Origin of the sequence: Parapedobacter pyrenivorans, from assembly GCF_014636865.1 — a bacterium.
Classification (GTDB): Bacteria; Bacteroidota; Bacteroidia; order Sphingobacteriales; family Sphingobacteriaceae; genus Parapedobacter; species Parapedobacter pyrenivorans.
Window position 1 is genome coordinate 2,271,103 of sequence record NZ_BMER01000001.1, and the last position, 12,253, is coordinate 2,283,355.

Here is a 12,253-nt window from a genome sequence, read left to right on the forward strand (position 1 = left end):
GCGACACAATATCGATGTAACATGTTCAAACACTTTTTCCTGATCAGCAGACTATTGAGGCAGGCGGATATCCTATATTTCCATTCTGTAATCAATGTATTGCCCCTCTTGCCGTTTTTGTGCTTTATCCGGAAGCAATCACAGGTGGTGCTTGATGCTCATGGAGTGGTGCCCGAAGAGCTTCTGCATACAGGGAAGACGATGAAGGGTAAATTATATCAACTTGCGGAACGCTCGATTTTCGGTCGTGTCAATAAGGTAATTACGGTGTCCGATGCGATGGCGGTACATTTTAGCCGTAAATACCCCAGATGGGATAAGTCTTACCTGAAGTATCCAATATTACCCTCACATATCAGTGTAGCCGACTTGTCAAATATAAGGGAGCTTGGAGATGAACAAACGCATGTGTTATATAGTGGTAATCTCCAAGCGTGGCAAAATATAGACTTGATGATTCGTCTTATCAAAAATAACCGTTCAGCCGGTATACAATATACCATTATGACAGGGCAACCGGTCGAAATGACAGCGCGGTTGGCCGCAGAAGGTATTCGTGTAGGTGACGGGATAGCCGTGTTAACCGTGTCGCCCAATGAATTACAACGCTATTATCGAAAGGCGCATTATGGCTTTATATTGCGGGATGATATGTTGATCAATCGCGTTGCCTGTCCGACCAAATTAGTCGAGTACCTTTATTACGGAATTATTCCTATTGTGAAGAGCAGTAAAATAGGCGATTTTAAAGAAATGGGATATGAGTATGTTAGCTGTGAGAATTTATCCGATGGTTTACCGGCAAGGAAAAGCCACATCAACGCCGAGCTGGTATCGCGGTATATGGCAGAAACCACAGGTTTGGATTTCAAGAAATTAATTGGTCGTGAACGCTAGCCCGTTAGTAACTATATTGATGGCCACCTTCAATGGCGAAGCCTACTTGAAAGCGCAGCTTGATTCGTTGATTGGGCAGACTTACAAATCTTGGCAGCTCATCGTTCATGATGATGGTTCGACGGACCACACGTTAGCTATACTTTCGGAATACCAAACCTTAGATTCCCGGATTGTAGTGATGGCAGACGCCGTGAGTGGTTTGGGAGCAACGGGTAACTTTCTCCATCTTATAAACCGTGCTCATGGAGCGCTATACATGTTCTGTGATCAAGATGATATCTGGTTGGAAAATAAAGTGGCGGTTATGGTGGAGGCCATTAAAGACCGCGAGGGGCCGATGCTGGTTTACGCAAATGCCTATTTTTATAAAGACGGCTCCGTTGTAAAGCAAAAGGCAACATTGATACATCCAAGTACATTACGCAATTTTCTGTTTTTCAATTCAGGCATACAGGGTTGTTCCATAATCATGAATGCGCAATTGGTAGACCTATTGCGCCCGTTTCCGTCAGTTCTGGCAATGCATGATCATTTGTTTACACTTGGCGCCATATCATTGGGTAAGATCTTTTATGTAGATGAAATTTTGATGTGGTATAGGCAACATAAAGGGAATGTTTCAGGACATCAACAGCTGGGCATTTATGCGCGGATAGCGAGTTTCTTCAAACGGGGCAAGCCCGTGATGAGCCAATATCATTACAAAGCAAATCGAGCATTTTATGAACGTTATTTCGAAAAGCTGGAGCCGAGGAGCAGATCGATATTTCGGGCATATTTCCAATATGGTGAAAGTAATTCGCGTTTGAAGAGGGCTTTCATCATTCTAAAATATGGATTTTCCTTAGGAAATAAGAAAGGTGTGCTATTTTTGAAGACGCTCATCCGTAAACCGATGGGCTGAAAGGATAGGCTATTACTGATGGAAACGACCGTGATTACCATTTTTACCCCCACGTATAACAGAGGATCACATCTCGCAAAGTTGTATGAAAGTATCAAGCAACAGCGTTACCATGGATTTGAATGGATAATAGTGGATGATGGGAGTGAGGATGGCACCGGCAAATTAGTGGAAGGCTTCCAAGCTGAAGGAAAGGTTGAAATACAGTATTTTTTCCAGCAAAACGCCGGGAAGCATATAGCAATCAACAGGGGAGTAAAGGCGGCGAAGGGAGAATTATTTTTCATTGTTGATAGCGATGACCTCTTGATGGCGGATTCATTGCAAATCATCAATGAAGCTTGGCGGGAGCTGTATGCGGCGAATAAGGCTAAGGGATTTGCGGGTATTTGCGGATTGCGTTGTTTTCAAAACGGCAAAGTAATCGGTGGTGAGGTAGCGTACCAAACGTTAGATGTTTCGATGTTGGACTATAGGTACCGATACGGGTATAAAGGGGATAAAGCGGAGGTTTTTATTACGAATATTCTGTCGCGCTACCCCTTTCCAGCCTTAACTGGCGAAACTTTTTGTACGGAAGGACTAGTTTGGAACAGAATTGGCCGATCTTACAAGATGAGGTTTATCAATAAAGGGCTGTATGTTACCGAGTACCTTAATGACGGATTGAGTGCCAAATCATTTCAACTTCGTAAAAAAAGTCCGACTTATGCGATGCTTTTTTATTCGGAACTACTGAATACACCGGGTATATCGTTGCGTTATAAACTACGGGCAGCTTTGAATTTTTGGAGGTTTGCGATTTATGACCGGAGGCATTCGTTGATTGAAAAGCAACGCCAAATAAGGCAGCTTTGGGCATTGTGTTTTCTTCCTGCTAGTTATTTTTTATATTGTCTTGAAAGTTTGAAAAAGTAAAGCTTCATCGAATCGAATGGCGGTATACTATTTACTTGTATCCATAGCATTTTTACTTTGCGCGTTTGATTTTGTAAACGGCAAGGTAATCCGTCTCTCGGTTTATTCGAGTTTTTGTTTGTTTTTGGTGCTATTCGTCGGTTTGCGGTCAATTGGAGTTGACAATGATAGCAGAAATTACGAAGATGCGTTTGATATTGCAGGAAGTATACCATGGATTGATTTACTCACGGGCAATTATGATGAATCCATGGAACGAGGGTATCTTTTACTCAATAAAGTAATTTACGCTACGGATGGGAATGTGCATGTGGTTTTTCTAATCATGGCGATATTAACCGGATTTGTCAATTTCACCTTGATTTTCCAGAAGAGTCCATTCCCATTTACTTCACTGTTGATCTATGTGTGCTTTTTTTACTTTTATCGTGATTTTACGCAAATCCGATATGCACTTTCGGCTGGAATAGGGCTTTGGGCAATTTTTATGTTTATTGAGGCGAAGTACGTCAAATGCCTGCTTTTGGTGTTTTTTGCAGTGTTTTTCCATAGTGCGGTACTTGTTGTGATTTTTTTCATGTTGGCTTATCTTGTTGTGAGGAACGGATGGTTTTTGTTTTTTCTGCCGATTGCGGGTTTGGTGTTGGGCTTTTACAATCCGACAATGAAGCTATTCGAATTGGGGGGGCTACCGCCGACACTATCCAATTACGTTATGCAAGATGAGTTTGGTCGTGGCGGATACCTTGTTTCTATTTTGGCGCAGTTGGTTATGTTGGGTTTGCTGGTTTTTAGAGAGAACCTGGCCAGTTATTATTCGAATCGGGCGATAGATGTGTTATACGCTTGCTTGGCTTGGGCGTCTTTTATAAATCTGATGTTCATTTCGTTTGCAATTATGCAACGGTTATCTTCGCTTCTGTTTGGTGCGATGCTTTTTGCCATGCCTTATCTTTTCAGGGTATGGGAGCAAAAGCGAGAAGAGCAGTCTTTAGCGTTATTATTGCGTTTTACCTTTCTCGTGTTTGTCTTTTATTACGGGATGAATATGATTGATATCAACCTTATGCGACCTTATTCCGTATTTTGACTATTTAGACGCTAACGATGACGGAAGAAAAAAATATAATACCCAAGATAATACATTATTGCTGGCTAAGTGATGATCCCTATCCCGATCTCATCCAGAAGTGTTTGGATAGCTGGAAAGAAAAATTGGTTGACTATGAATTATGTCGTTGGGATATCGAAACATCGCCGAAAGTTCCTTGGATAAGTGAGGCATATGAAAGCAAAAAATATGCTTTTGCTGCCGATTATGTTAGATTTTATGCGTTATACCATGTCGGCGGAATTTATTTGGATGCTGATGTGGAGGTCTTTAAGTCTTTTGATTCATTATTAGTTAATAGATCCTTTATCGGATATGATTATGTGGGTGATATTGAAGCAGCGGTAATAGGTGCAGAAAAGGGTACTGAGTGGGTTAAAAATTGCTTAGATGCTTATAAGGATAGAAGTTTTTTAGCGGAGATCCAGCATCTCAATATGTCCACGGTGCCGCTTTTGATTGGCAAGGTATTCGAGGAGCGTTTCAATATCGCTAACAACAACAGGGGAACACCTCATAGCAATGATGAGATTGCCGTTTTTCCTTTTTATTATTTTTCACCCAAAAGCATATTTTCCAAGAGTTATGATATTAAGGAAGAAACTGTTTGTGTTCACCATTTTGAAGGAAAATGGGTGGAAAAGACACCGTTGTTAACCATCAAATATCTAATTCATAGGTCCGTTATATTGGTGTTTGGGCAACAAGGGCATAATATATTGATTAAGATGGTCAGGAAATGGAGGACAAAATAGTATGTGTATGAATGCGCTTAAAATTTGCCTTGTTTCAAACACTGCGTGGAGTTTCGTGCGCTTTCGAACAGATGTTATCACTTCACTGGTAAAGGCGAATCATGAGGTGTTATTATTGGCACCTGAAGACGAGTTTGCCGGGCAACTGGTATCGTTGGGTGCGCGGGTCATTCTATTGAAATCGCTGTCCCGTAAAGGGCTCAACCCGGTAAAGGATATGATGCTTTATTGGGAATTCAGGCGTATCTATGCGACGGAAAAACCTGACGTGATCATACAATATACTATCAAGCCAAATATCTACAGCACTTTGGCTGCGCGGCATTACAAGATACCTACCATCGCTGTCGTGACGGGGCTTGGATATGCGTTCATTAATAAGGGGTTCGTTACCTTTGTAGCTCGGAAACTGTATCGATCGGCTTTTCGTAAGGCAAACCGAGTTTGGTTCCTCAATCATGATGATTTCGATTTTTTTGTAACGCGTAGATTGGTAAATCGGCAGAAAGCGTTGATAATTCCTGGTGAAGGGATAAATTGTTTGGATACCTTTAATCCCGAATTGGTTACGGTGGATGGCGAGGGTTCATTGACATTCAAGTTCTTATTTATCGGCAGGCTGCTGTACGACAAGGGAATAGCGGAATATGTCGCTGCGGGTAGGCAGATTAAAATGAAGTACCCAAATGTAACATTCTCTATTGTGGGGTACTTAAACGTAGATAATCCTACCGCGGTGCAAGAGTCAGAATTGGATACTTGGGTGCAGGAAGGATGGGTAAGCTATCTAGGTGCCGTGACGGATGTTCGCCCGGTTATAGCAAATTGTGATTGTGTTGTACTTCCATCGTATCGGGAAGGGATGTCTACTACTTTGCAGGAGAGTGCGGCTATGTCTAAGCCTTTGATAGCAACTAATATAGCTGGGTGCAAAGAATTGATTGATGATGGAAGGAGTGGTTTTTTATGTCACGTAAAAGATGTTGACAGTCTGGTGTCGTGTATGGAGCGGATGATTAATCTCACACCGACCGAGCGGCAGTCGATGGGGCAAAACGGGAGAGACAAAATGATAGCGGAATATTCGATTGCCCGGGTTATTTCCATTTACAGTGAAACGATCGCGGAAATCTCACGGTTTAAAGACCGTCCCCAGTAATAGCTCAAATAGGTGTGGGAAATAGCGAGACTCTTATATGCAAAGTAAGAAAAAAACAGTTTATTTGTGGTAACTAAGAATAATGAATATTATTTTAAGGATTTAATTGAATGCATATCGGGTTGATGAAGTATAGATTTTTTTATTTTGCCAGTATTCTTGTATTGGTTTTTGTTGGTTTGCTTGGAAGCCCAAGTTTGGGACAAAGCATTAATTCTTCAGACCTCTCCACGATCCGTGTAGATGACTTGTCAGACGATCAGATCCGTACTTATCTTCAGCAGGCTGAGTCCTCAGGACTAAGTGAGAGTCAAATGGAAATTGTTGCGTTGGAGCGGGGGATGCCTCAGGCTGAAATCCAAAAACTAAGGGAAAGGATAGCGCGCTTGAATGGAACCGCAGAACGGCAAAGCACGACCCCGTTTACGAGGAGAGACACCGAGCGGCGTGTGGTTGATACGCTGTTTGCCCCTAGTAAAAGCGATACGACAACTTCCGACTCGTCGAGCGACGCTCCTTTGCGCGTATTTGGGTCCGCTTTGTTTCAAGGCGCAACTCCGGTATTCCAACCTGATTTGCGCATTGCGACGCCCCGTAATTATATAATTGGGCCCGGCGACCAGATTTTAATTGATATTTATGGAAAATCTGAAGAGGCACACACCTTATCCGTTACTCCCGAAGGTACCATCAATATCCCGTATATTGGCATTGTCCCACTGGCAGGGATGACCATTGAACAAGCTACGGCGCGTATCGAGTCACGCCTATCGACGGTTTACTCGGCAATACGGAGCGGAGATACGAAAGTAAGTGTGGCATTGGGAAATATTCGTAGCATCCAGGTGACCATAACGGGCGAAGTTACCCAACCGGGCTCGTACACATTGCCTTCTGTTGCCACCGTGTTCAATGCATTGTATTCTTCAGGTGGTCCTACGGAAAACGGTTCATTTAGAGCGATCAACCTAATTCGGAATGGCAAAGTAATCGCGACCCTTGATATTTATGATATCTTGATGAATGGGTTCTTTTCAGAAAATGTCCGTTTGGAAGATCAGGATATTCTGATGATTCCACCCTACCAGAATCGGGTAGAAATCAGTGGGGAAGTAAAACGTCCGGCTATTTTTGAATTGAAGGATGGCGAGTCTTTCGAAAAGCTGTTAACGTATGCTGGTGGTTTCACGGAGGATGCTTACCGAGCTCGGATCAAAGTCACCAAGCGGACAGCTAAAGAACAACGGATTGAGGATGTTTTAAGTAGCCAGTATGCGCACTATGAACCGCAAACGGGGGATAAATACAAAGTGGGCCGCGTCTTAAACCGGTTTGAAAATAGGGTGGTTATCGAAGGGGCCGTGTTTCGCCCGGGCGAGTACGAGCTGAGTCCCGGACTGACCTTATCCATGTTGATCAAAAAGGCAGATGGATTAAAAGAGGACGCCTTTTTAAGCCGGGGTTATATCCTCCGTTTGAAGGATGACATGCAGAAAGAGCAATTATCATTCAATGTATCCGGCATCGTTGCAGGTACGACACCGGATGTGGAGTTGAAGCGAGAGGATATTATCACCATTTCTTCGATTTTCGATTTGCGCGAGCAATATACCGTAGACATTGATGGAGAGATTCGGTCGCCGGGGCAATTTACTTATGCAGAAGGCATGACATTGCAGGATCTCATTATGCAGGCGGGCGGATTTAGGGAGAGTGCCACGGGCAATCGTATTGAGGTTTCAAGGCGTGTACAGAACGCCGATGTGCTTTCACAATCTGCTCAAATCGCCGATGTATTTCAGGTTTTTGCCGATAAGGGACTAAGCAAGGAGGATCAGGATTTTGTATTGATGCCATTTGATAAAGTGGTGGTACGCACCGCTACAGGGTATGAAACACAAAAGACAATACGGATAGAAGGAGAGGTGCTTTATCCCGGTCTCTATACCATCGTCAGTAAAGACGAGCGGATATCGGACATTGTCAAACGGGCAGGTGGTTTTACTCCGTTTGCCTACGTGGAGGGTGCATCGCTGAAGCGAGGGGGGACGCTGGATTCAACGAAAGCCGCAGAAACAGGTGCGGAAAAAGCCGAGAAAGAACTCCGTAAACAGGATGAATACAATCGGATGCTTGCATTAAGACAATTGCAGAGTGACGCAAATACGTTTAATGAAGTGAACATAAGTAGAAACATCAACAATGAATTCGTAGGGATAAATCTGGAACGCATTATTAAAAGGCCGGGGCGACGAGGCGACCTGATTTTAGCAGATGGGGATATTATTCGGATACCCAAAGAATTACAGACCGTCAAAATTTCAGGTGAAGTGCTGGCGCCTTCTACAGCTGTATATGGACCTTCAAAAGGGTTTAAGCAATATATTTCGCAGGCAGGAGGTTTTTCATCACGCGCATTGCGAAAAAGTGCTTACGTATTGTATGCAAATGGATCGGTGAAAAGCACGAATCGATTTCTGTTTTTCAATAACTATCCACCAATTAAGCCGGGCGCAGAAATTTTTGTACCTCAAAGGGAAGTAAGGATACCGATGAGTCCTCAACAGTGGCTGGGGATCAGTACGGGTGCCGCTTCTCTCGCAGCGATTATATTGACAATGCTGCGTTAACTAGTCTGAAGATAACATGGTGGATAACAATATCAGGACTGTCCGGAAGCAAGATGAGGGAGTCAGTTTAAAGGATGTGATTGTAAAGATAGCCGAATGGGTTCGGTATCTATGGAGTAAATGGGTGATTATATTGATCGTTGCGCTTTTAGGCGCCAGCCTCGGCCTTTTTTATTCAATATTTAAGAAAATAAACTATACAGCCACGCTGAGCTTTGTGATGGAAGAGCAGAGCACACCATCAGGCGGGCTAGGAGCTGCCATGGGCATAGCGGCACAATTCGGATTCAATCTGGGTGGTATTGGCGGGTCAGGAGGGTTCTTTCAAGGCGACAACATTATGGAATTCCTTAAATCCCGTTCCATGATTGATAAAACATTGCTTACTGAAATGGAAATTGACGGAAAGCAGGAGCTATTGGTTAATCGCTATATCGAATATAATAACCTTAGGGAAAAATGGGCCGAAAAAGAGCATCTGGCGAATATCCAATTTAGCGACACGACCGGTTTTTTTTTACAGGATAGTTTGATGGCAAGGTTCTATAGAAACATTTTAGACGGTAATTTGGTAATTGAAAAACCAGATAAGAAACTTAATATTATCGCGATTAAGATGGAAACGCGGGACGAGGTTTTTTCTAAAGCTTTTGCCGAAACGTTGATCAGAAATGCATCTGATTTCTACATCCAGACGCGAACGCAAAAGGCCCAGGAAAATTTGGCAGTACTTACCCACCAGGTTGATTCGGTGCGCAAGGAACTTAATCAAGCCATAAGTGGGGTGGCTGCAGCCACGGATGCCAATCCGAGCCCCAACAAGGCATTCCAAAGTCTCCGTGTCGGATCGCAATTGCGGACCGTGGATGTACAGGCAAATACCGCCATATTAACAGAACTGGTGAAGAATCAGGAGTTGGCCAAAATTACCTTACGGAACGAGAAGCCGGTAATACAAGTGTTGGACAGACCTATTCTACCCCTTGAAAATGACCGCCTTGGGAAAGCCAAAGCCATTGTAATCGGTGGTCTATTGGGTGGTTTCTTGATTTGTTTGGTACTATTGGTGAAGCGGCTTTTACGCCAGGTCATGGACGCGGATCCTTCATGATGGTATGTCCCATCCGATCTCGCTTGGCACGCAAATACTGTTCATTGTAAGGGTTTGACTCGATTTCGATAGGGACATTTTCGACGATTTCCAGACCATAGCCAACTAAGCCTGCGCGCTTGGTGGGATTGTTGCTCATCAAGCGCATTTTGGTGACGCCAAGATCCCTTAATATTTGAGCCCCAATACCATAGTCGCGATGATCCGGTTTAAAGCCCAATTCCAAATTTGCATCTACGGTATCCAAGCCATTTTCCTGCAAGTTATAGGCATGCAGTTTATTAACGAGCCCGATACCCCTGCCTTCCTGATTCATATAAACAACGACTCCCTTTCCTTCCTCTTCGATCATCTGCATAGCGCGATGGAGTTGGGGTCCGCAATCGCAACGGCAGGACCCAAATATATCTCCCGTAACGCAGGAGCTATGTACTCGTACCAATATGGGTTCGTCCTGAGCCCATTCGCCTTTGTAAAGGGCAATATGTTGTTCACCTGTGTTTTTCTGCGTATAGGCCATTAAATTAAATTGACCCCATTTCGTTGGTAGATTTACCGATACTTCCCTAGTAATCAAGGTGTCCTTGGCGAGTCGGTATTCAATCAGATCCTGAATGGAGATAATTTTCAGATCAAAATGACTGGCCACCTGCATCAGGTCGGGTAGTCGCGCCATTTCTCCATCGTCTTTGAGGATTTCAACCAAAACGCCAGCAGATTCGAAGCCCGCAAGCCGAGCGAGATCAACCGCAGCCTCCGTGTGCCCAGCGCGCCGAAGTACCCCGCCATCTTTGGCAATTAACGGGAAGATATGCCCTGGCCGTCCAAGCTCCTCAGGCTTGATGTCGGGATTGATGAGTGCTTTGATGGTTTTTGATCGATCCGAAGCCGAAATCCCAGTGGTAGTACCATAGCCTTGCAGGTCTACGGATACCGTAAAGTTGGTTTCGTAGACAGCCGTATTGTTTCCCACCATCAGGTTTAGATCGAGCGCTTTGCATCGCTCTTCGGTAAGGGGGACACAAACCAATCCACGGCCATGACTGGCCATAAAGTTGATTATTTCGGGTGTCGCGTTACGTGCGGCCGTTACGAAGTCGCCTTCATTTTCGCGGTCTTCATCGTCTACTACGATAACTACCTTTCCCAACTTTATATCCCTAATCGCTTCTTCAATCGTATTTAATTTCACGCTCATTTAACAGGCTTTTATATCACAATGCAAAGGTACACTACTTATGAAGACAACGTATAATCGTCATGTAAAGATTTACTTGGATGCGTAGCCTTCTTATTACCGATGCCAAATCGGGCCTTTATCCAATTCAACGTTTTTTCAGCCTTGATCCGATACTGCTCAATATCGAACAGCGCAGAGTCTGTGGCGGCTTTATAAGTAAGGAAGATAGCTAGCGGCGACAGAATAAAAATGGCCATCCACATGCCCCAAAATGTATCGATATTGCCCTCCTTTGCAGACTTCTCGCTAACGGTGGAGATGATATGGTAAATGAGGAAAAAGATAATGGCGACAACGACGGGCAATCCCAGCCCCCCCTTACGGATAATTGCCCCTAATGGCGCGCCGATGCAAAATAGTAAAAGGCAGGAGACAGCTAGCGTAAATTTGCGTTGGAATTCGACGTTATAGAGTATGTCCTTATTGCGATAAAACTCGTCCTCATTGGCTTTTAGGTTAAGTACATCTTTGATATAACGCACTTGGTTCATGGCGTTGCTTATTGCTGTTGTCCGTTTTTCTTTGGGTATTGCTGCGGTGAAATTCTGATTGTACGTGATGGCATTCCCAATCGCAATAGTACTATCCTTTACTTTGTAATAGTCATTGAAATAGTAATAATAGGATTTTATTTCGCGGAGCACGGTGTTTCGGAGGCTATCCATCTGAATGGCATTGGAATCGGTGTAATGCCTTAGCTGCTTCAAGTTGAGCATGGCGTGATGACTCTTAAACAAATTCTCGTCTGTGCGCTTCATTTGGAAGGCCGACATGTCGAACTTCTGTTCGGTCTCCTCGAAATAAAACCGCGTGAACTGCTGTCGGGGGTTATATACACGGGCGTTTCGGGCCCTGCTGTCCTCGTAACGTACACCATCTTTAAGCTTAAGTATCATGGTGTTGTTGTCGGGAGAGTTATAAATGAATCCTTCTTCAGCTAATAACACATTATTCGCTGTAGTACTTGATTTATGATCATAGATCATAAGGTCATAAAGGATTTTTCCATCCTTGCTTTTTCCCTTTGCCCGGATGGAATATCCCGGAATGGTATTGTTGAAGATACCGGGTTTGATAAGGAAATCTGCCTGTTTTATTCGAACATCGTATAATAGAGAACCCATTTTGAGATTGACCACGGGCAGAATATAATCGCTGAAAAGGAATGCTCCGCCACTAAATAATCCGACAAGGATGAACAACGGAGACATGGCTTTCCGTAGGGAGACCCCTGCGGCTTTGATGGCCACCAATTCATAGCTTTCGCCCAAATTGCCAAAGGTCATAATCGATGAAAGCAACATGGATAGCGGCATAGCCATGGATATCTGCACCGCGGATTGGTAGGCCAGTAATTCCAAGATAACGTACCACTCGAACCCTTTCCCTATCAAATCATCGATATACTTGAAGAGGAAAAGCATAAGGAGCACGAACATCACAATGAAAAAGGTGACGATGAACGGCCTGATAAATGATTTCAGGATAAGAATATGGATTTTTTTCATCGACAAGTACCGCAAAA

At 43.8% G+C, this 12,253-nt stretch carries 10 protein-coding genes; 8 read left to right on the forward strand and 2 right to left on the reverse strand.

The window, feature by feature from the left end:
- Positions 1-21: 21 nt before the first annotated feature.
- The 8 genes from IEV98_RS08935 to IEV98_RS08970 all read left to right on the forward strand — a co-directional run bounded on the left by IEV98_RS08935 (position 22) and on the right by IEV98_RS08970 (position 9,488).
- Entirely contained in the window at positions 22-897 is an 876-nt protein-coding gene (locus IEV98_RS08935; protein WP_188505508.1) for a glycosyltransferase family protein, read from the forward strand.
- A 19-nt stretch (positions 898-916) separates the two neighbouring features.
- Positions 917-1,804, forward strand: coding sequence for a glycosyltransferase family 2 protein (locus tag IEV98_RS08940; protein WP_188505509.1), 888 nt, complete (start codon positions 917-919; stop codon positions 1,802-1,804).
- Between the two features lie 18 nt (positions 1,805-1,822).
- On the forward strand, positions 1,823-2,722 hold the full coding sequence (locus IEV98_RS08945) for a glycosyltransferase family A protein (protein WP_188505510.1): 900 nt from the start codon (positions 1,823-1,825) through the stop codon (positions 2,720-2,722).
- Positions 2,723-2,738: 16 nt separating this feature from the next.
- Positions 2,739-3,812 (forward strand): EpsG family protein, encoded by a 1,074-nt coding sequence (locus IEV98_RS08950; RefSeq protein ID WP_188505511.1) that lies wholly within the window; start codon positions 2,739-2,741, stop codon positions 3,810-3,812.
- A gap of 17 nt (positions 3,813-3,829) precedes the next feature.
- The gene (locus tag IEV98_RS08955; RefSeq protein WP_229738640.1) at positions 3,830-4,588 is read left to right on the forward strand and encodes a glycosyltransferase family 32 protein; all 759 of its coding nucleotides are present in this window, start codon (positions 3,830-3,832) and stop codon (positions 4,586-4,588) included.
- Between the two features lie 7 nt (positions 4,589-4,595).
- On the forward strand, positions 4,596-5,747 hold the full coding sequence (locus tag IEV98_RS08960; RefSeq protein ID WP_188505512.1) for a glycosyltransferase family 4 protein: 1,152 nt from the start codon (positions 4,596-4,598) through the stop codon (positions 5,745-5,747).
- Positions 5,748-5,872: 125 nt separating this feature from the next.
- Positions 5,873-8,377 (forward strand): SLBB domain-containing protein, encoded by a 2,505-nt coding sequence (locus IEV98_RS08965; protein ID WP_188505513.1) that lies wholly within the window; start codon positions 5,873-5,875, stop codon positions 8,375-8,377.
- A gap of 16 nt (positions 8,378-8,393) precedes the next feature.
- A complete protein-coding gene (locus IEV98_RS08970; protein ID WP_188505514.1) occupies positions 8,394-9,488 on the forward strand; it encodes a Wzz/FepE/Etk N-terminal domain-containing protein in 1,095 nt (364 codons plus the stop codon).
- On the opposite strand, the gene IEV98_RS08975 is transcribed toward IEV98_RS08970, so the two are convergent.
- Positions 9,466-10,686, reverse strand: coding sequence for a bifunctional 3,4-dihydroxy-2-butanone-4-phosphate synthase/GTP cyclohydrolase II (locus IEV98_RS08975; protein ID WP_188505515.1), 1,221 nt, complete (start codon positions 10,684-10,686; stop codon positions 9,466-9,468). The two genes, IEV98_RS08970 and IEV98_RS08975, sit on opposite strands and share 23 nt — an antisense overlap.
- 38 nt (positions 10,687-10,724) lie before the next feature.
- Complete coding sequence (locus IEV98_RS08980; protein WP_188505516.1) at positions 10,725-12,236, reverse strand: LptF/LptG family permease; 1,512 nt, start codon at positions 12,234-12,236, stop codon at positions 10,725-10,727.
- Positions 12,237-12,253 lie beyond the last annotated feature (17 nt).